The organism is Tannerella forsythia (assembly GCF_003860135.1).
Classification (GTDB): Bacteria; Bacteroidota; Bacteroidia; order Bacteroidales; family Tannerellaceae; genus Tannerella; species Tannerella forsythia_A.
This window is the reverse complement of sequence record NZ_RQYN01000037.1, coordinates 1-21,640: the sequence shown is the minus strand read 5'-3', so window position 1 is coordinate 21,640 and position 21,640 is coordinate 1. Positions and strand designations below refer to the sequence as shown.

Below are 21,640 nucleotides of genomic sequence, written 5' to 3'. Positions count from 1 at the left end.
GGTGTGTAAGAATGGGTGAAAAGCAAGGCACTATGGATAAGGGAGTATAAGGCATGTAAACAAGCTTATATTCATCAAGTAATAAAGTAGTTGGCCCGTTATAACACACCGCCTTTTCTATGTTAGTCAACTCGAGAATTATTCCCTTTCCTTTTTGTTGATTTTTACCGTTACACAGATTTGTTTTTCCGGATGGGCCTCAGGATTGATCCGGCTGATTTTCGCAGAGAATAATTCCGTATGTCCCAGCTGAAGGAACTTTGCAAGATTCTCGTTTGCCTCTTTCGGGACGTACCCCAACAAGGTATCATGAAAGAGTATTTTCACGGCGTTCGGATCATACCTGTTCAAAGGCTCGGCTTCCAATCTCAACTCCATGCCGACTCTCAACTCATCAAAAACTTCCAAGCCATCCCAATACGTGAATCCGGCAATGTAAAATGTAGCATAATGTTGATTTACCATAACGATCTATTTTTATGTTCGATACAAAGGAAAACACCAACTATGCAGCCTATCTGCATCAAACGAGAAAACATGTGCCTGTCTTGCTTCGATAGCGAAAAGTGAAAAACGAAAAGTGAAAAATCGCAGTCGAGAAAAACACCTCCGTCTTACTTTAACGCATAAAACGCACACACCTTTAAGCTGATTATGAATTTCTTTGAACGGCTTCTCTTACTCTTGATACCATTCTTTCCCTTAGATATTCGGGAGCAATGATTCGTATTTTGTCAAGGTAACCTAAAAGAAGATTTTCCAATTCGTAATTGATAATCAGACTGAGTTCGATGGTTGTTGTCGTTTGATCGCGTCTTTTTATTTTCTGAGAACCGTGCAACGGCTTTGTTTCAACATACGGAAAAAGAACATTATCTATCTCTAATACAATCTTTTCAATCTCCTTGTCATAAACCGTAACCCCGATCACGTCTTCAAAATATTCATCAAACGCGATCTCTTTATTTTCCACATAAGGAATATGAACCGGCTCGATGTGTTCAATTCGATCTAAAGCGAAGGTCGTTACCGTTTTCTTTTCTTTCAAGTGATCACAACGCCCGAATAAAAACCAACGATGGTTATACTGCTTTAAAAAGTACGGGTGAAATACATACGCTTTCGACTCTTTCCCAAACCGTTGATAACAAATCCGAAGAGTCTGTTTATGAACAATCGCATTGAAAATATCCGTGAACAGATTGAGCCCTTTTAAATAAGGGTTCTCCTCGAAGCCAACAATACCGACGGTCGTCTCTCTCAACTGAAACACGCTCTCAAATCGCGCCAGAATTTCTTCCATCCAACGAAATTGAGGCATTCCCTTGAAACGGTTTAACATGGAGATCGTTGCTTTCAACTGATTGATTTCCGTTTCATTCAGTAACTGATTATTGATCGAATAACGAAAATCCTCATAATGGTAATACGTTTTTTTGCCATCACGAGGCTTGCAAAGAACAATTCCCCAAATGCTTTCCATATCACGGATATCTTGACGCACCTGACGCTCTTTCACGCCATCGACAACACCCGTTTGTTCGAAAAGCGCCTGATTGCACGCTTCGATTAAATCTTCGATATAATATCTTCGACCCGAATTGCGAAAGCATCGATCTAATGCTTGATATCGGATTTGTGCATGTTTATTCGTTGCCATTTTCTCTATTTGTTGTGATTAAGCGCATTTTTTATATCAACGTCCAATAACCCGGCCATTCTTGCTAATATTTCAATCCAAAGCCGCATCGTATGGCTACCATTCATTCTGTATGCAAATATATGGATTCTTTACAAAAATTCACCTACGTACAACGAATGTAATCTTCGAATCAGATAAGGAGCACACCAGCTTTCGTATATCACAATTTAAAGAGATTCCAGAACACTTTTCTTCACACAAATACGTTGTTTTTTAGAAAACACAAAATAGATACGTTATTATTCGCGCCAAAAACTTGCCTATAAAAAAACTTTACATAGAATGCCTAACAGGCAAAGAAGTGAAAAAACGTAAAGTGAAAAGTGAAGCTCTGTCAGGGCGTTTAGCTGTTTGCTTGTTGAGTTCGGCTAATGGCTGATTGCTGCCGGCTAAACCTGAAAGGGCGTAATAATTCGGTCAAATGTGTCGCGAAGCGAAGCGTTGGGTGAGGTAGGGGGGGGGATTCTGATAGAAGGTTGTAAACTTGACGTAATCAATATCAATGGTTAATGGTCAATGGTTATTTCATGTATCAAGATAACCATTGACCATTGGTAATAAAAAACGTTGACTGCTATATTTAATATGTATGCTCTCCTTCGCGCATCTCCTGATCGTTGATCTTGTGCAAATCTAATGCCCGCCACGCGTAAAAGATATACGCCAGCACGAACGGAATCAGGAACGAAACGTACATCATCGTCTGCAACGTGAAATGGCTCGACGAGCTGTTTTGAATTGTTAAGGAGCTTTGCAGATCGACCGTCGACGGATAGTACGCCGTATGATTCCATCCTGCGCAAAGCAATAACGCCAGTACCGTCAGCACTGTTCCCGTTCCGGCGAACCAGATACCTTTGACATGATATTTCGAGAGCATCGTGTCGATGATACCGTAGAGCACCAGTACGACTCCTGCGAGGAAAAGCACCAGTACGACCGGCATCTCCAGCAGATTGTTCAGATACTTATACGGTTGCATGAAAATTTCTTCCGTCTCCGGATGTACCGCATACCCTTCCATCGTCATCAGACGACCGACAAACAGGAGGAAGAAAACGAGAAAACCGCCGACTTCGATCGGCAGACGTTTACGGCAGTGCTTATCCACCTCGTCGTCTTCGATGTTATTCACGAAGTAAAGGATGGCCAATACCCTCGCCAGAAAGAATACGGCTGCTCCGAGACACAGGTTCCAAACTACCGTTACCGCCTCCAATCCGTGCCATGGCGTGGCCCAACGCGAGATCACCGGCATACCCACCTCCGTGAGCTGCGCTTTATCGATCACGAACTCGGCGCCTGTAAAAAACGTGCCGACCGCCGTGCCGAGCAGCAGCGGCCCCAGTACTCCGTTTATGATCAGAAAAATCTGGTAGGTCTTTTTTCCTAAGAGGTTGCCTTTCTTAGCCTGAAATTCGTAGGAGACGGCTTGCAGCACAAAACAGAGCAGAATCAGCGTCCATACCCAGTAGGCGCCTCCAAAACTTGTCGAATAAAACAGGGGAAACGACGCGAAGAAAGCCCCTCCGAAGGTGACCAGCGTCGTGAAAGTAAATTCCCACTTGCGACCGATCGAATTGATCAGCAATTTCTGCTGTCTCTCCGTCTTTCCTATCGTAAACAGCAGCGACTGACCGCCCTGTACAAACATCAAAAATACCAACAGCGCTCCCAGCAACGATACCAGAAACCACCAATATTCCTGAAGAAACTGATAACTTATTTGATTCATAGTGTTTGATTTTTTAATCGGTTGTCATTATTCGGAAATTTCAGGGCCTTTCTTGATAGCCTTCGTCATGATGCCGATTTCGGCAATGAGCAGGATCGTGAATAGTATGAGGAACAGGAAGAACGTCAACTGCACCGAGCTGGTTTGCAGTTTTGATACGGCTGCTTCCGTCGGCATCAAGTCTTGGATGACCCATGGCTGACGCCCTACTTCGGCCACGATCCATCCCGCCTGACTGGCAATGTAAGCCAGCGGAATAGACCAAAGGCATACTTTTTGCAACCAGCGGTGTTTCGTGATCTGTCCTTTCCGCCCGAGCATCAGCACCAGTACGAAAATCAGCATAAAGAAAAGTCCCAATCCTACCATCACGCGGAACGAGTAAAATGTCAGTGCCACCGGCGGGATCAGTTCGGCCGGGTCTTTGATGTAACCGTAGCCGAAATAGCGGAAGTTTTCTTCCAGCGTGGAACGGCTCGTTTGCATCGCCGCCTCGTCGCGAGCCTTGACGGCCTTCCGGTAATCGGCCAGTGCCTGAATTGCCACTCTTCCGCGTGCCATCTTCTCCTGCGCCGATATCGCTAAGCCGTCGCCCGAAGGATACCCTCCGTCGATAAGGTCGCCGATACCCGGTACAAATGCGTTGGGATCGCGCTCCGTCAGCAACGACAACAATTTGGGAATACCGATCTTTCCGATGAACGGTTCCTCGTTATCGTTATACGCTTTCTTCGACGGATTCAAAACTCCGACAGCTACCAGCTCCACTCCGTTCGATCCGTTATACAAACCCTCCATGGCCGCCAGTTTCATGGGCTGATATTGTCCTACGCAGTAAGCCGAACCGTCGCCCGTCCACATCAGTAATACGGACGATACAAGGCCGAATATCGCGCCGATTTTTATGCTTTCCATCGCAAATGGCCGCTGACGGTTTCGCAGCAGAAACCACGAGCTGACACCCACGACGAACACCGCGCCGAGCACCCAGGCCGAGAGCACCGTATGGAAGAACTTGTTGATCGCTACGGGCGAGAAAGCAACCGCCCAAAAGTCGAACATCTCGTTGCGAACCGTGTCAGGGTTAAACTGCATGCCGATCGGGTACTGCATCCACGCGTTGGCCACCAGAATCCAGAAGGCCGAAAGCGTTGCACCCGTAATTGTCAGCCAGGTAGAGGCCAAATGCGCGCCTTTGCTCACCTTGTTCCAGCCAAAGAACATGACGGCGATAAACGTAGCTTCCATAAAGAATGCCAGAATACCTTCGATCGCTAACGGAGCGCCGAAGATATCACCTACAAACCAACTGTAGTTCGACCAGTTCGTCCCGAATTCAAATTCCAGGATCAGTCCGGTAGCGACTCCAATCGCAAAATTGATACCGAAGAGTTTCATCCAGAATTTGGCGGTTTCTTTCCAAAACTCCTTTCCGGTACGGTAATAGATCGTTTCCATCACGGCCATTACGATTCCCAGCCCGAGGGTCAGCGGAACGAATAGCCAATGATAGATAGCCGTCAGGGCAAATTGCGCCCGCGACCAATCAACCAAAGAAGAATCTAAATTTTCAATCATTGTGTTTAATTTTAGTCATTAATTATTTGATGGATGTAATGCTCTTTCAACCAGTTCTTCCGAAACGTAATGTTCTTTTTCTTCTGCCGTATCGAACTGGTTCAGGTACCGTGGAAAAAAGAAAATCTTCAGGATCACAAACATGACGAACAGCTTAATCAAAATCAAGATCCATAGCGTCCTTCCCCAAGTCATTGACCTGAAGCCCTCGATATAGAATCGGAAGATACGCATCGGCAGATTGCTATATTTCATGACATTGTATTGGTTACAAAATTAATGCTCATGCAAATGTAATTTCTTTTTCGGAAACATGCAACATCCGCAGCTTTTTTATAAATTTGCACAAAGGAAGAGCTTTATAGATTAATTTTGTCATTAAAACGACCGCCTTCGTTCGTTAAATAATGTTTTATAAGAAGAGAAAAAGGGTGGCTTGTTTTTATTTTATTCCTTTTCTGTTTATATTTGCATGGTTTTTCTATGTGTTTTCACGATTATATTTACAATATCAAACTTACTACTATGTCAAACATTTCAAGAAGAAGTTTTCTCCAACAGGGAGCCGCTGCAGCTGCAGCTTTGTCGTTCGTTCCGAGTAGTGTATTAGGTAAAAGTCATGGCTATACCGCCCCGACGGATAAGCTGAACATTGCCGCCGTAGGTATCGGCGGAATGGGAAATGCCAACATCAAGAAGGTGTCGCCGACGGAAAATATCGTCGCGCTTTGCGATGTGGATTGGAAGTATGCTAAAAAAGTATTCGATGCACATCCCAAAGCCAAGAAATACTGGGATTATCGGAAGATGTACGACGAAATGGGGAAATCGATCGACGGGGTGATCGTCTCTACGGCAGACCATACGCACGCGATTATTACGGCCGATGCCATTACGATGGGCAAACACGTTTACGTACAGAAACCGTTGACTCATTCGGTTTACGAATCACGTCTGCTTACGAAGCTGGCTGAGAAATATCAGATCGCAAGCCAGATGGGGAATCAGGGCGCATCGGGCGAAGGAGTGAATCAGGTCTGCGAATGGATCTGGAACGGTGAGATCGGCGAGGTGAAACGCGTGGATTGCGCGACCGACCGTCCGATTTGGCCACAAGGACTGAATGCTCCGACGAAAGTCGATAAAATTCCTTCGACGTTGAACTGGGATTTGTTCACCGGACCGGCTAAACTCAGACCGTTCAACAATATTTATCATCCGTGGAACTGGCGTGGCTGGTGGGAGTACGGTACAGGCGCTCTCGGAGACATGGCTTGCCACATCATGCATCCGGCATTCAAAGCGTTGAATCTGGGCTTCCCGATTCATGCCGAAGCCTCTTCGACGTTGTTGCTGACCGACTGCGCTCCGCAGGCACAGCATGTGAAGCTGATCTTCCCGGCGCGTGAAAATATGCCGAAGTTGGCACTCCCCGAAGTGGAAGTACACTGGTACGACGGTGGTATGATGCCCGACCGTCCGGAAGGATTCCCGCAAGGCATGCAGTTGATGCAGGCCGGCGGCGGATTATGTATTTTCCATGGTACGAAAGATACGCTGATCTGCGGCTGTTACGGACGTGATCCGTTCCTGCTTTCAGGACGCGTACCGAATGCGCCGAAGGTAGAACGTCGGGTGCCCGACGCCGAAAGCGGTCACGAACAAGACTGGGTGCGCGCATGTAAGGAAAGCCCGGCAAACCGCGTGAAACCGAAATCGGATTTCTCCGAAGCCGGTCCGTTCAACGAAATGGTTGTGATGGGTGTATTGGCGGTTCGCTTGCAAGGACTGAACAAAGTGCTCGATTGGGACGGACAGAACATGAAGTTTACGAACATCAAAGATGATGAGATGCTCAAAATCCAGATCAGTGACGACTTCAAAGTGGTGGACGGCGATCCCAAGTTCGACAAGAAATTCACCGAGCCGATGAACGCGAAACAGTTTGCCGAAGAATTGGTGAAACATACGTATCGTGCGGGCTGGAAGCTGCCGGATATGCCGTAAACATACATAGCCGAAGACGGAGAGCCTTCCGTGAGAATTGCGGATCGTGCGCTTCGTCTTCGCTTATTACAAAAAACAATCATCATTTACAATAAACCGATAAACAATGAAGAAAAGTGTATTAGTTGCAAGTGCTGTCGGTATGATAGCTCTTGCCTCCTGCGGCGGAGGGAAAAAAGCCGAAGGCTCTGCCGACGCGGCAGCGACCGATTCTGTTCCTACGGCTCAGGCCGCACCCGAGTATCGGACGTTGAATTTGCCGACAGTCGATTTGGCAAAATTCACCAAAGATAAAGACGGATGGATCACTCTGTTCGACGGCAAGACTTTCGACGGCTGGCGCGGTTACGGACGCGAAGATATGCCGGCGCGCTGGACGATCGAAGACGGTTGCATTAAGATGACCGGATCGGGCAAGGGAGAAGCCGGGGCGGAAGATGGCGGAGACATTATCTTTGCTCACAAGTTCACAAACTTCGAACTCGAGTTGGAATGGAAGGTCGACAAAGGCTCTAACTCCGGTATCTTTTATATGATTCAGGAGGTAGAATCGCCCGATGAACAAGGAGACTGGAAGATCCAGCCCTCGTATATTTCGGCTCCCGAATATCAGATCCTCGACAATGCGAATCATCCGGATGCCAAGTTGGGTAAAGACGGCAATCGTCAGTCGGCATCGTTATATGACATGATTCCTGCCAATCCGCAGAACTCGAAAACGTTCGGAGAGTGGAACAAGGCCAAAATCATGTGCTATAAAGGTACGGTCGTTCATTATCAGAACGATGAGGCCGTGGTCGAATATCATTTATGGACTCCGCAATGGACGGAGATGCTCCAAAAGAGTAAATTCAGTCAGGAAAAATGGCCGTTGGCATTCGAATTGCTCAACAATTGTGGCGGAGAAAACAGAGAAGGATTTTTCGGGTTACAAGATCATGGCGATACGGTATGGTACCGAAACATCCGAATTAAAATTTTAGAGTAGATATCTCCTTTTATTTATAATTTTTTACCACAACAAAGAGGGTGTACCACAACGGTACACCCTCTTTTTCAGAACAACAAACAACATTATTAACAGATCGTCATTTCGTCGCTACGAAATCCAGATCGCTTAAATCTTTTTCTTTTATGGAATAAGGAACGGCATTCGACGGATGCTTTTTATATTTGATCGTATATTCCTTATCTCCTTTGAATGTTTTCACCTTAATAATCAGCGTAGGCTCTTTCCCATCGAACTTCAGTTTCGACAAATCGAAAGCCACAATCCCTTTGCGCCCGTAGCGCTGCGGATCTCCATACGCATGATGGCGGAGTTCGAAAGTATAAGCATTGCTTTTATCCGGGCGATGTATGAGGTTGATATAATGTCTCTTTGTTTCGCCGAAGTTGAATCCGAACTGTACATTCAGGTATCCGTCACCCATCCACATGTCCATGATTTTCAGAGGGTCTTTTCCGTATTTCACATCCAGACTGTCGGGGTTAAACTGGTCGACAAAGGGTTTCGTCAGAATATTTTGGATATCACGTACCTGCACGGCATGGTTATATCCTTGAAACGAATCGGAAAGAATCGTATAATAAACTAATGCCCGTTGATTGGCTTTCGGTTTGTAGTGGGGGGCTTGTGTTGCTGCCGGCCATAACGTTTTTCCATCGTCGAGTGTGAGCGAATAAGTTCTCCCATTGTCAGAAGGATTGACGGTAGCTAACGAATACCATACGTCGCCTAACGAATAGCCGTCATTATTCAGACACGAATTTAATAACAGGGCGATCATTACCCCTCCTACATAGTTGAAAAATAATCTCATCGTCTTCATATCATTTTTTCATTATAAAATTCATAAGCATGATGCATATCAAGGCTTCCACGTTGCATCGTCTCCTCTTAAATAATATTAAAAACAAAAAAAGTACTATTTTTGCGACCTTATACAATGAGGATGATTCATACGGATATGTCGCATTATTTCTCACATACGTTGTCTAACGGTTTGCGCATCGTGCATTTACCGACAGATGCCGCGATATCCTATTGCGGGATTGTAGTACACGCCGGTACGCGCGATGAGGCACCGAACGAGTCGGGGCTGGCGCATTTCGTCGAACACATGCTGTTCAAAGGTACGGCGCGGCGTAAGACGTGGCATATTCTGAACCGCATGGAAGCCGTCGGAGGGGAGTTGAATGCTTATACAACGAAGGAAGAAACGTTTATCTACTCCGTTTTTATGGAAGAGCATTATCGCCGGGCCATCGAATTGTTGGCCGACATCGTGATTCGCTCGCAGTTTCCGGCACACGAGATTGAGAAGGAGCGGGAAGTGATTCTCGACGAGATTCGTTCGTATGAAGATATGCCTTCGGAATTGATTTTCGACGAGTACGAGAATCTTCTCTTCGATGGTCATCCGTTAGGACGTCATATCCTGGGGAATCAGCGTTCGATACGTACATTCGACTCCAAAGCCGGCCGCTCGTTTCTGGAGCGTTTCTACACGGCAGGAAATATGATTTTTTTCTCGATGGGACGTACGGACTTCCGGCGGATCGTACGCATGGCTGAGGCTTACTTGTCGGAAGTTCCGGCTCATCCGGCCGTACATACGCGTGAGCGTCCGTGGTCAACCACACCGCAGGAACTACGCAAGAAAAAGAAAACCCACCAGTCGCATGCCATTATCGGAGGGAGAGCCTACGATATGTATGATAAACGCCGCATTTCGCTCTTCCTGCTCAACAATATACTCGGAGGCTCCGGAATGAACAGTCGTCTGAATGTGGCTCTCCGTGAAAGAAGAGGATTAGTCTATGACGTGGAATCGAATCTTACGGGATACACCGATACCGGTGTTTGTGCCATTTATTTCGGATCCGACCCGAAAAATCGGGAAAAAGTGCTCGAGCTTATCCGGCGCGAGTTGGCCGTATTATGCCATACGCAGCTTACGACCACGCAGCTTGCCGCCGCCAAGAAACAGGCTGTAGGACAACTCTCCGTGGCCGGCGATAATAGGGAAAGCCTCTTCCTCGGATTCGGGAAATCGTTTCTTCATTTCGATCGGTATGACTCTCTGGCGGAAGTCATCCGCCGCATCGAAGTTGTGACGGCCTCGCAAATCCTTGAAACTGCCAACGAAATCTTTGCTCCCGAACAGCACTATTCGTTGATCTACGAGTAAACACCACATGTGAAGTACGAAAGACAACGCCTTTTCGAGCAAGAAACGATGGACGGGAGCACAAGGGAGATACATCATAGCGAGAGGCGTTTTCCTTTGCACCGCGTACGCTTGTGACACGAAATCAAAAAATAAACGGCAAAAACTGTAACGTTTCCGCAGAACGTGCGTCTACTTATTAGGAAGTAAATCAAAACGACGAATGATTGCGCGCCATTTATTATGTATTACAAGGTATTTTATGATAATAAGTAGCATGAAAAAGAATAAACTGTTTAGAATAGTTGCATTGAATGCCGTCTGTATCTTTGCGGCAGTCTCTGTTTTTGCGTCGGAAATCGATATCAAAGGGCGGATTGTCGGGGAGAGTCGTCAGGCTATTGAGTTTGCAAATATTGTATTGCAAACGCCGGACTCTGTGTTCGTCAGCGGTACGACGACCGGTGAGGATGGCCGCTTTGCATTGCCTAAGGTTCGTACCGGCGATTATCGACTGATTGTTTCGAGTATCGGTTACGAGACGCAGGCCATCGATCTGAAAGGATATAGCGGAAATTTGCAACTGAACGATATCGTACTTGCGGAATCGTCTGTCGCTCTCGGCGATGTGACGGTAACGGCCTCAGCTTCGATCACGAAACCAGACCGTAAAATTATTTTTCCGACCGAGCGTATCGTGCGTATCTCGACCGATGGCGTCGATCTGTTACAGCAATTGATGTTACCTAAAATCACAGTCAATCAGATGACGAACGCCATCACGGTGCCGGGCGGCGGCGAGGTACAGTTACGTATCAACGGGGTGAAGGTAGAGATTCACGATATCAAAGCATTGCGCCCGGCCGACATTCTGCGTGTCGAATTTCATGACAACCCCGGGCTGCGTTACGGGAATGCCGAAGTGGTGCTCGATTATATCGTACATCGCCCTCAGACAGGCGGAAGTTTCGGGTTCGATTCACGGCAAGGCATCAATGCCATGTGGGGCGAGCATGGTGTAAATGCTAAAACGAATCATAAAAAGTCGGAGTTCAGTGCGGGGTATCACTTCGGGCCGCGTGATTTTTACGGGATGTGGCGCGACAACGAAGAGACATTTCGTTTCGGCAATGGTACGACATTGCATCGTATTGAGCAGGGAACGCCTGACCACGCCGAAGTGTATATGCACAACGCCCATCTGACATACAGTTTTCAGGATGCGAAACAACTGTTTAACGCTTCGATCCGTTACGGTGAAGATCATAACAAACATTGGGACTATCAGGGAACCTTATATAACAAGGAGATTCCCTCGGATAAGGTTGCGATGATTGATCGTAATCCGTCTCTTTATCAGCGTTCTTCGGTAGATCTCTATTATCAGCGGAATATGCCGAAAGATCAGACACTCGTCTTCAATATTGTCGGTACATTGAACCGGACGGATAGCCGGCGCGTTTATCAGGAGCAGCGTGGTAACCGGATACTTACCGATGTAAACAACCGCATAGACGGCAAGAAATATTCCGTGATAGCAGAAGGGGTCTATGAGAAAAAGTTCGGAGGAAATCGTTTGGGGTTGGGAATCAGGCATGATCAGTCATTTTCGGACAACGATTACCGAAACGGTCGGAGCCATACGACGCGTATGCGTCAGTCCGATACGTATTTGTATACCGAATGGAAGGGAGCGATTCGAAAGTTCGACTATACGCTCGGTATGGCCCTCTCGCGTTACGACTCTCATCAGGAAGAAACAAATCATACGTACGAGTATTATCATCTTCGTCCGAAGATATCGCTCCAGTACCATTTCCCGGATCAATCGCTGGTGCGGTTGAGGGCCCACATCGGTACCCATTCGCCCTCGCTTGCGAACCTTGGGAAGGTAGAGATGATGATCGATTCCTTACAAGTGCAGCGCGGTAATCCCGATCTGAAGCCTTACCGAAAATACGGTGTCGACTTGATGTATGAGGTGAAGAAAGGGTTATTCTACGGTAATTTTTGGGGTTCGTACGAATATGCTCCGAAAGTCATCATGGACGAGAAGTTCTGGGAGAACGGAAAAATCGTACAGACGTGGGACAACCAACGTAACTGGCAATATCTGACAAGCACTCTGACGTTGCGTGTAGGCCCCATTAAAGAGATCGTTCAATTCTCTTTCTCCGGAGGCGTGAACCATTTTCTTAGTAACGGAAACACGTATGCGCACCGTTATACGAACTGGTTTTGCGAAGCTCAAGTATCTGCCGCATACAAGAACTGGAAATTGATGTACATGTTGAAGACGAGCTGGAACCGGTTCTTCGGCGAAACGATGACCGGAGGCGAAAATATTCAGATGGTGCGGCTCGACTACAAATATAAAAACCTGTCTGCCGGTATCGGTGTGTTCAATCCGTTTATCGACAACTTTAAACTGGATAAAGAAAATTGGAACCGTCTTGCATCGTATAAAAGGTCTACCTATATCAAGGAAAGTTCACGTTTGTTTACGGTTAATTTAAGTTACCATTTTTCGTTTGGACGTACTTATGCTGCTTCCGGTAAACGTTTGAACAACAGTGATACGGATGCGGGCGTGATGAGTACGGGGAAATAGTTATCCGACAACCGAGGTCAGTTCCCGGATAAAAATCTCCTCGGCCGACAGCAACCATTTTCTGAACGCCTCGTGGTCGAATGTCCGCGAGGTGTTCATATAGTCGAGCAGTTTACTCAAGTCGAAGCTTTCTCCTACCACGGCCCCCCGGAGCGATGCGGCATCGGCCGCATTGATTTCCTGCTCGATGTGCGCAGGGATCAACATCACGGGTTTATTCAGATAAAACGCCTCGCAGACCGATTCGAATCCGGCCGTAGTGATGTATCCGCGACAGCCGGCCATGTAATGCAGGAACTTCTCATCGTCGATGCGATGAAGCGTGAACTGTTCGTCCACGACGAGGTTTGCCGGGGCGTCGCGTTTATCCCAGAAGAAGTGCAGTTTCGTTTCGGGATGGGCGTTATGCCACTGGCGTACTTCGTTCTCGAAGCCTTGATTGAGCATGTAACCAAGAATATAATCGCCTTCGGAAGGTTCTAACTCAAGTACCTCGCGGCGCAGGAGCGGGGGGGCCACGACAATCTTTTCGCGTGGAAAATCTTTCATCGGGTAGAACGAGAGCGCCAGAATTTTCGAAGCACCGATGCCGGTAAGCAGCGTGTGCAGACGCAGTACCATCAGACTTTGCGCGTCTCCCTTGCCATGCCCGTAATCGGGATGGCGCAGCAGGTACTGATGCCCGATATTCACGAACGGTATATCGATGCGGAAGCGTAATTGCGCCAGTGCGGGCAGTAGCTCGTAGAAATTGATGACCACGTCTGGGCGTACTTTTTTAATGCGCCGGTAGATGGTTTCGATACTTCTGCCATAGCGTTTCAGTTTGCGCGGACTGAAGTTATAGAGAAGAGTCTTAAACTTGTCAAGACGTTTGCGATCTTTCTTGAAAACAAATGAAGGTGCGTCGTAAGAGCGCACCGGCGCACCGATCTTTGCCCGAAAGAAGTCGGGCACCTCGCGGGAATGGCTTTTCCCGACGAGTGTTTCGGCTACCTCGTGCCCGTGTCTTCGTAACATGGCGGCCAGCGAGATGGCCTGTGTCAGATGCCCTCGCCCTTCGCCCTGTACGATAAACATGAATCGCAGCTTCTTCTCCATATCGCTTTGCCGGTTGTACTTACCCTTTATTCCGAATCGGTTCCGGCAAACTCCATCAGGTAAGCCTTGATAAAATCATCGATTTTACCGTCCATCACTCCGTTTACGTCGGAGGTTTGGTGGTTTGTGCGGTGATCTTTCACACGTCGGTCGTCGAATACGTAACTGCGAATCTGCGACCCCCATTCGATTTTTTTCTTACCGGCTTCGACTTTCACTCTCTCGGCCATGCGTCGTTGCATTTCTTTGTCGTAAAGGATGGAACGGAGTTGTCGCATCGCGTTCTCGCGGTTCTTCGGCTGGTCGCGTGTCTCGGTGTTTTCGATCAGGATTTCCTCCTCTTCGCCGGTGTACGGGTCTTTGTACTGATACCGCAGACGTACACCCGATTCTACCTTGTTCACATTCTGCCCGCCGGCTCCGCCCGAACGGAACGTGTCCCACGAAATGCAGGAAGGATCGATCTGTACCTCGATCGTATCGTCGACGAGAGGGGTCACAAAGACGGAAGCAAACGAAGTCATTCGTTTACCTTGTGCGTTGTAGGGCGATACGCGCACGAGTCGGTGCACTCCGTTTTCACCTTTCAGATAGCCGTAGGCATAATCGCCCTCGATAGTCATCGTCACAGTTTTGATACCGGCCTCATCACCATCCTGCAAGTTGCTGATGGTGACCTTGTAGTCGTTCGATTCGCCCCAGCGCATGTACATACGCATCAGCATCGAAGCCCAGTCCTGACTCTCCGTACCGCCCGCGCCCGAGTTGATTTTAAGGACGCAGCACATCTGGTCGGCTTCTTCACGAAGCATGTTTCGGAACTCGAGATTTTCAATCAGCTCCTTTGTGCGAGTGTAGGCCGCATCGACTTCTTCTTCCGAGGTGATGCCTTCTTTTACATACTCGAAAGCCAGCGACAGTTCTTCGGCCGCATCGTGTACTTCGCGATAGAGTTCGAGCCATTTCTTAAGGTCTTTGACAACCTTCATCTGTGCTTCGGCACGTTTGGCATCTTCCCAGAATGCAGGGTCCTGCGTACGCAGTTCTTCTTCTTCTAATTGAACGGTCTTTGCATCGACGTCAAAGATACCTCCTCAACGCTTGCTCGCGTTCCAACATATCTTTCAGTTGGTCTGTCGTTATCATTTTTTGTTTACGGTCTGTTATTGGTTTATTGTAGGACTGTGAAACGTGTCGCTTCTTCAGTCTTTTCGGGGGCAAAGGTACGCAAATTTATTCTTTGGCATTGCTTTTATTCGTATCGTTGAGCAGGTGTGTTGCGCGTGTAAGGGCTTCGTGAATGTCGCTACAGATATTTGCTCGTCCTATTTTTTCGTCCATACCACTTGTCTTCAACATTTCTCGTACGTTTTTATTAACTCCCGAAAGGATGATTCGGATGTTTTCTTTTTTCGAAAGGCGAAATAGACTTTCAAGGTTATACAACCCGGTGGAGTCCATGAAAGGAACTTTACGCATGCGGATGATCCGTATTTCCGGTTTTCCGGCGACTTGTTTCATACATTCGTCGAACTTGTTGGCCACACCGAAGAAAAAAGGCCCGTCAATCTCGTAGACTTCGACGCCGGTGGGGATTTCGAGCACTTCGTCGTCGTGACGGACTTCGCTTTCGGCCGACAGGTCTATCCGACTTGTGGCAACCGAGATCTGTGTGACTTCAGCGGCTCGACGCATAAAAAGTACCATAGCCAGTAAAAGACCTACTTCAATTGCGATGGTTAAGTCGAAAATCACCGTTAAAAAGAAGGTGACCAGCAGGACTGCCACGTCACTTTTCGGATTCTTCATTAATGAACGAAATGTTCGCCATTCACTCATATTGTAAGCAACAACCACAAGTACTCCTGCCAGACATGCCATAGGGATATATTGGGTCAGAGGGCCCAGAAAAAGCAATATCAACAGGAGGACGACGGCATGCATCAATCCTGCGACGGGTGTACTTCCGCCGTTATTGATATTTGTCATTGTGCGCGCGATAGCCCCCGTGACCGGTATCCCGCCGAATATCGGAACAATCATATTGGCAGCACCTTGAGCGATTAATTCCGTGTTTGAGTTGTGCTTGTCACCTGTCACACCGTCAGCCACGGTAGCCGATAATAATGACTCGATGGCACCGAGCATGGCAATCGTGAACGCTGAAGGTAACAACAGATTGATCGTTTCCAGACTAAGGGATATTCGGGCTGGTGCGGGAAGTGAAGCGTTGATCTCGAAGCGGTCGCCAATCGTTTCAATACCGGGAATACCTAAATATTCACGCATGACATAGGCTCCAACTGTCATGAACAGGATGGAGACGAGCGAGCCGGGTATTTTTTTTGAGATTTTTGGTGTCAAGACGATGATAGCGATACTCAAGATACCGATAAGTAATGAGAACCATGATATGCTACCGATATTTTGTGCATAAACCACCCATTTAGAGAGAAAATCTCCGGGCATTTTTTCAATGGTCATGCCGAAGAGGTCTTTGATTTGTGTCGTAAAAATAGTCAGGGCAATACCGCTCGTAAAGCCCACAATGATCGGGTAGGGGATAAACTTGATGACTGTTCCCAGACGCATCACTCCCATCATGATCAGAAAAATGCCGGCCAATAGCGTAGCGACTGTTAAGCCTTCGATACCGAAGTTTTGGATGATGCCGTACACGATAATAATAAAGGCTCCCGTAGGCCCTCCGATTTGTACCGAGCTGCCGCCTAAAAGCGAGACAATAAATCCTCCGATAATCGCTGTGATAAGACCTTTCTCCGGACTCACCCCTGACGCAATTCCGAAAGCAATAGCCAAGGGCAATGCTACAATACCGACGATGATGCCGGACATCAGATCGTTCAAAAACTTCTCCTTGGTGTACGATTTCAGTGAATCGAACAGTTTCGGTTTGAACTCGGGTATGAGTTTCATTTTTCGTTTCTCCTTTCCATAAAAAAACGCAACAAAGGTATCATAAATCTCCGATATACGGAATTAATAAAACGAGAAGGAATCAGGTGGGTACGATATGGATTAAGCAGGAGATTAAAAAGAAATAAATTTTAAAAGGATTGATTGAAGTTTTTTATAAATTTGCAAGCGAAATAGTTGCATTTGTAAGTTGAATCTACCTCATCAAATAATGCGTATGATACCATGTACCTCGAAAACATTTGTAATGTCACTCTGTTGCAGCTTGTTCTTTTTTTCTGCGAAAGTGCAGTCGCAGGGGCAGACCCGATGGATGCCTCCCGATACGGTCTTGAAGGGGGGAGCCCCTACAGAATCACAAGAGCGTCTGTCCGGTTTAACCGACCGGATTACCGAACAAGATATGAACAAAACTCCGATGACCAACCCCATTGAGGCCATTAGCGGTCGCGTTGCCGGTCTGGCTGTCCAAAAGGGCGACAACGCACGAGCTTCGTTACAAGCCGTACGATTACGCGGCACCACCTCGCTGATTACCGGAAACGACCCTCTGATTATTGTAGATGGTGTTTTTGGCGATTTGCAGATGCTCAATTCCGTCTATCCCTCCGATATTGAGAGTTTCACCATTTTGAAAGATGCGTCTGAAACGGCACAGTACGGTTCGCGGGGAGCTTCGGGGGTGATACAGATTACCACCAAGAAAGGTGTCGGCAGTAAGATGCACGTGAGTTACTCGGGGAGTTGTGGCATGACTTTTGCTTATAAGCGGCTCGGAATGCTTACCGCCGATCGCTATCGGGAAACGGTGAACGCCCTCGGTATCGCTGCCCTTGATAAAGGATTCGATACCGATTTTCAGAAGGAGATCGAACAAGTCGGATTCCGACAAAACCACCATGTGGCTTTTAACGGTGGGTCAACCGGTTCCAACTACCGGATTGCTTTGGGATATATCGATCGCGAGGGAGTGATTAAGGGGGAACGGTTGAAGAACTTCTTTTCCAATATGAATATGTCGCAGAAAGTGTTCGGCGATAAGGTGATCACTTACCTTGGAATGTTCGCCTCCATTCGCAATAACAGCGTGATACCGGACGAACAGAAATTGTTCTACTCTGCCGCCTCCTTTAATCCCACTTTTCCGAACCATCGCAATCCCAATACCGGTTCGTGGGAACAGACAACCACGGCGAACCAGATTACTCACCCGCTGGCATGGATAGAGGTGAACGACGATGAGTCGAACTCTCATATCAGTACGCATGCATTGTTGGAGTTTACTCCCGATAACCGGTTCACGGTGAAAATGTTCGGTTCTTATTCCCACAACGTGATCGAACACGGGCAGTTTTTTCCTACTTATGTATGGGCGCACGGACAAGCGTATCGCTCTACCCGAAGAAGCGAAGCTCTCGTGGGGAATATCACTTGCAACTATAAGGAAAGCGTAGGGAAACATTCCGTCAATCTGCTGGCACTTGCCGAGCTGCAACGGGAGACGGAATCGGGGTATGAGGTTACCGTCACCGACTTCAATACGAATGATTTCGGTTACCACAACCTGCAAGGAGGAGCTACGCGACTGTGGGAGGGAACGACATCGTTTTACGATCGGCCGTCGCTCGCATCGTTTATGGGAAAGATGGACTATGCCTTCGACCATCGCTATTCCATCACGGCAACGATTCGCGCGGATGGATCTTCCAAGTTTGGTGCACGTCATCAATGGGGAGTGTTCCCATCGGTATCGGTAGCATGGATGGTCGGGAAGGAGGCTTTTATGAGGAATTTTCCTGTTGTCAATGACTTGAAGCTGCGCGCAGGATATGGTCTCGCCGGAAACCAGAGTGGCATCTCTTCGTATGCTACCCGTAATATGTTGTCGCCCGATGGGGTCGCTCCTATAGGAGATTTGTCTTCGGTAACCCTTTCCACAATGAAGAACATCAATCCCGATTTGAAATGGGAGGTGAAACGAACGTTCGATGCCGGAGTGGATATAGCCCTCTTCGAAAACCGCCTCTATTTCTCGGCAGGATATTACCGGTCCACGATATCAGATATGCTCTATTTGTATCATGTCGCTGTTCCTCCCTTTATCCATCATACTTTGCTCGCCAATATCGGGTCGATGCGCAACAGTGGAACTGAAATATCGCTCGGAGTGATTCCTTTCCGGACTGCGGAGTCGCAACTCTCCGTTAATCTCAATGCTACCTTTCAGCAGAACAAGTTGCTGTCGTTGAGCGGCTATTACAATGGCGAGATCATCTCCGCTCCCAAATATCGCAGCATCGCTTCATTAAACGGTGCGGGATTTCACGGGGGCTATAACCATGTGGTATATCAGGTTGTCGGGCAGCCGTTGGGCGTTTTTTACTTGCCCAAATCTACGGGGCTGGTGCCGGATGGCAAAGGAGGGTATACGTATGGTGTGGCTGATTTGAACGGCGGCGGGGTCAGTCTTGAAGATGGAGAAGACCGTTACATCGCCGGACAGGCAATGCCCAAGCTACTGATCGGATCGAATGTAGGGTTCCGCTTCCGCAGGTGCGATCTGTCGATACAACTCAACGGTGCTTTCGGACACAAGATATATAACGGAACAGCCTTGACTTATATGAATATGAATACGTTCCCCGATTACAATGTGATGAACGAGGCACCTTCGCGCTGCATCAAAGATCAGACGGCTACCGACTACTGGTTAGAGCGGGGGGATTACCTGAATGTGGATTATATTGCTTTCGGATGGAATGTGCCTCTTACCGGCACTTATGTGAGCTCATTGCGCCTTTCCGTTATGGTCGATAATGTTTTCACCTTTACCGGATACTCCGGATTGACACCAATGATCAATCATTCGGCCGTTTCACCAACCCTCGGTTTGGATGATAAACGTGGATATCCGCCAGCCCGCACTTTTTCCGTAGGATTCAACGTGACGTTTTAACGGTTTCGTAAAGTAGAATATTAAAAATTAAACAGATGAACTGCAAATATATTACTTGGTTTTTATTTCCGGCAGGGATGCTACTGCTTACCGCGTGTGCCGATTTTCTGCAGGAGCAACCCAAAGACAGGCTTCCCGATACCGGAACGTTTAATGATATGCAGGAGCTTTACCTGAACGGCGTCGCTTCACTCTATAATTACATGGGCGGTTATTCCGACAGTCAGGGACTTCAGGGCACGGGTCGAGGAGTGTATGATTTGAATACCTTCACGACCGACGAAGCGATGATGCCCACCCGCGGCGGCGACTGGTTCGATGGTGGGTTCTGGCAGGGATTGTATCTCCACAAATGGGGTACGGACAACGATGCCATCCGGGCAACCTGGGAATATCTGTACAAGGTGGTCGGCCTGGCCAATCTCTCGCTGGCGAAAATGGACGCGTTTCAACAAGCGCATCCCAATGCCGATCTGGCTTCCTATCGCGCCGAAGTGAGGGCGCTGCGCGCCCTGTTCTACTATCATCTTATGGATCTGTTTGGCCGTGTACCGTTGGTGCTTTCTCCCGCTCCCTCAACGAAAGAGATCGTGCAGCAACCGCGCAGTAAGTGCTATGCGTTTATTGTCGATGAGTTGCTCTCTGCTCTGCCGCTGTTGCCGGAAGCTCCCAGCAACCGACATGGCTCCTATTATGGACGCATTACCCGTCCTGTTGTATTTTTTCTGCTGGCCAAACTGGCACTCAACGCGGAGATATATAGCGATGATGATTGGACGGATAAGACTCGTCTCGACGGGAAAGCAATCTATTTTAATTGGGGAGGAAAACAATTGAATGCATGGGAAGCAACGATTGCATGGTGCGACTCTCTTACCGCAATGGGATATACCTTGTCGGACAATTATGCGGAAAATTTTGCCGTTTTCAATGAAAACTCCTCTGAAAATATTTTTGTGATACCAATGAACAAATATCTCTATACTAATCAGATGATCTATCTGTTCCGTTCGCGGCACTACAACCATGCGGCCGCCTACGGATTGGGCGGTGAAAATGGTTCCTGCGCCACTCTCGAAACACTCCATACGTTCGGTTACGGTACGGCGGAGGCGGATCCCCGTTTCGACTACTGTTTTTATGCGGATACGGTTTATGATTTGAGCGGCCGCCCGGTTCGTCTTGATAACGACGATACGTTGATTTATTATCCCGATAAGGTAGCGTTGGACGTAACCGATACGCCCTACGAAAAAAACGCCGGAGCGCGGATGAAAAAATATGCGGTGGATAAAACCGCAACCAAGGACGGCAAACTGATGGAGAACGATATCGTTTTGTTTCGGTATGCCGATGTCTTGCTGATGAAGAGCGAGGCGCTTATTCGGAACGGACAAAACGGCGATGCGGAACTGAATCAGGTGCGGGAACGGGTGAAAGCGCCCCGTCGGACGGCCACCTTGCAACATGTTCTGGATGAGAGATTGTTGGAGCTTGTGTGGGAAGGATGGCGAAGACAGGATCTGGTGCGCTTCGGATTGTTTACACGCGCTTATAGCGATCGCCCTCCCCTTGAAAAGGAAGCCGACGGATACACTACGGTCTTTCCAATCCCGGAAAAAATTCGGTCACTCAATAAAAATCTGCTTCAAAATCCGGGATATTGAGAAACAAATTTTTTCATTATCGTTCGGGATTTTACCGGAAGAAATAATACTTTCGCTGTCCTATTGCGGTTGCTGCGTAATACGCAGTTGCGCTATACTTAGTTGCTCCTTAAAATATATTCATTAAACTGTTTGTCAATAAAATAAATGGAATAATTATTGGATATTCTTGC

Annotated in this window: 15 protein-coding genes; 6 read left to right on the top strand and 9 right to left on the bottom strand. The window is 47.6% G+C overall.

From position 1 onward, the window contains the following. Positions 1 to 138 precede the first annotated feature (138 nt). The 5 genes from EII41_RS09615 to EII41_RS09595 all read right to left on the bottom strand — a co-directional run bounded on the left by EII41_RS09615 (position 139) and on the right by EII41_RS09595 (position 5,270). A complete protein-coding gene (locus EII41_RS09615; RefSeq protein ID WP_124790415.1) occupies positions 139 to 465 on the bottom strand; it encodes an HIRAN domain-containing protein in 327 nt (108 codons plus the stop codon). Between the two features lie 187 nt (positions 466 to 652). Further along, entirely contained in the window at positions 653 to 1,660 is a 1,008-nt protein-coding gene (locus EII41_RS09610; RefSeq protein WP_124790414.1) for a helix-turn-helix transcriptional regulator, read from the bottom strand. Positions 1,661 to 2,282: 622 nt separating this feature from the next. Further along, positions 2,283 to 3,437 carry a cytochrome d ubiquinol oxidase subunit II gene (locus EII41_RS09605; protein WP_124750614.1) on the bottom strand — a complete coding sequence of 385 codons (1,155 nt, stop codon included), beginning with the start codon at positions 3,435 to 3,437 and terminating at the stop codon, positions 2,283 to 2,285. Between the two features lie 27 nt (positions 3,438 to 3,464). Then, positions 3,465 to 5,015: a cytochrome ubiquinol oxidase subunit I gene (locus EII41_RS09600; RefSeq protein WP_124790413.1), complete on the bottom strand. Its 1,551-nt coding sequence runs from the start codon at positions 5,013 to 5,015 to the stop codon at positions 3,465 to 3,467. An 18-nt stretch (positions 5,016 to 5,033) separates the two neighbouring features. Continuing rightward, positions 5,034 to 5,270 (bottom strand): DUF4492 domain-containing protein, encoded by a 237-nt coding sequence (locus EII41_RS09595; RefSeq protein ID WP_124750616.1) that lies wholly within the window; start codon positions 5,268 to 5,270, stop codon positions 5,034 to 5,036. A 270-nt stretch (positions 5,271 to 5,540) separates the two neighbouring features. On the opposite strand from EII41_RS09595, the gene EII41_RS09590 reads away from it, so the two are divergent. Both EII41_RS09590 and EII41_RS09585 read left to right on the top strand, forming a co-directional pair. Then, on the top strand, positions 5,541 to 7,022 hold the full coding sequence (locus EII41_RS09590) for a Gfo/Idh/MocA family protein (RefSeq protein ID WP_124750617.1): 1,482 nt from the start codon (positions 5,541 to 5,543) through the stop codon (positions 7,020 to 7,022). 106 nt (positions 7,023 to 7,128) lie between these two features. Next, on the top strand, positions 7,129 to 8,010 hold the full coding sequence (locus EII41_RS09585) for a DUF1080 domain-containing protein (protein WP_124790412.1): 882 nt from the start codon (positions 7,129 to 7,131) through the stop codon (positions 8,008 to 8,010). Positions 8,011 to 8,110: 100 nt separating this feature from the next. Here EII41_RS09585 and EII41_RS09580 read toward each other — a convergent pair whose 3' ends face one another. Further along, positions 8,111 to 8,854, bottom strand: coding sequence for a NigD-like protein (locus tag EII41_RS09580; RefSeq protein ID WP_124790411.1), 744 nt, complete (start codon positions 8,852 to 8,854; stop codon positions 8,111 to 8,113). A 117-nt stretch (positions 8,855 to 8,971) separates the two neighbouring features. Between EII41_RS09580 and EII41_RS09575 the strand changes: the two genes are divergently transcribed. Continuing rightward, positions 8,972 to 10,216: a M16 family metallopeptidase gene (locus EII41_RS09575; RefSeq protein WP_124790410.1), complete on the top strand. Its 1,245-nt coding sequence runs from the start codon at positions 8,972 to 8,974 to the stop codon at positions 10,214 to 10,216. Positions 10,217 to 10,472: 256 nt separating this feature from the next. Continuing rightward, the gene (locus EII41_RS09570; RefSeq protein ID WP_124790409.1) at positions 10,473 to 12,806 is read left to right on the top strand and encodes a TonB-dependent receptor; all 2,334 of its coding nucleotides are present in this window, start codon (positions 10,473 to 10,475) and stop codon (positions 12,804 to 12,806) included. On the opposite strand, the gene EII41_RS09565 is transcribed toward EII41_RS09570, so the two are convergent. The 3 genes from EII41_RS09565 to EII41_RS09555 all read right to left on the bottom strand — a co-directional run bounded on the left by EII41_RS09565 (position 12,807) and on the right by EII41_RS09555 (position 16,844). Next, a complete protein-coding gene (locus EII41_RS09565; protein ID WP_260425547.1) occupies positions 12,807 to 13,907 on the bottom strand; it encodes a glycosyltransferase family protein in 1,101 nt (366 codons plus the stop codon). A gap of 26 nt (positions 13,908 to 13,933) precedes the next feature. Then, positions 13,934 to 15,053 (bottom strand): peptide chain release factor 2 gene (gene prfB, locus EII41_RS09560; RefSeq protein ID WP_124790408.1). Its coding sequence is split into 2 segments (ribosomal slippage): positions 13,934 to 14,989 and positions 14,991 to 15,053, totalling 1,119 coding nucleotides; the frame shifts between segments, so codons are not numbered across the junction. Between the two features lie 87 nt (positions 15,054 to 15,140). Continuing rightward, positions 15,141 to 16,844 (bottom strand): SulP family inorganic anion transporter, encoded by a 1,704-nt coding sequence (locus EII41_RS09555; RefSeq protein WP_124790407.1) that lies wholly within the window; start codon positions 16,842 to 16,844, stop codon positions 15,141 to 15,143. Between the two features lie 247 nt (positions 16,845 to 17,091). On the opposite strand from EII41_RS09555, the gene EII41_RS09550 reads away from it, so the two are divergent. Then, positions 17,092 to 19,800, top strand: coding sequence for a SusC/RagA family TonB-linked outer membrane protein (locus EII41_RS09550; protein WP_124790420.1), 2,709 nt, complete (start codon positions 17,092 to 17,094; stop codon positions 19,798 to 19,800). 35 nt (positions 19,801 to 19,835) lie between these two features. Next, positions 19,836 to 21,467, top strand: coding sequence for a RagB/SusD family nutrient uptake outer membrane protein (locus tag EII41_RS09545; RefSeq protein ID WP_124790406.1), 1,632 nt, complete (start codon positions 19,836 to 19,838; stop codon positions 21,465 to 21,467). Positions 21,468 to 21,640: the final 173 nt, after the last annotated feature.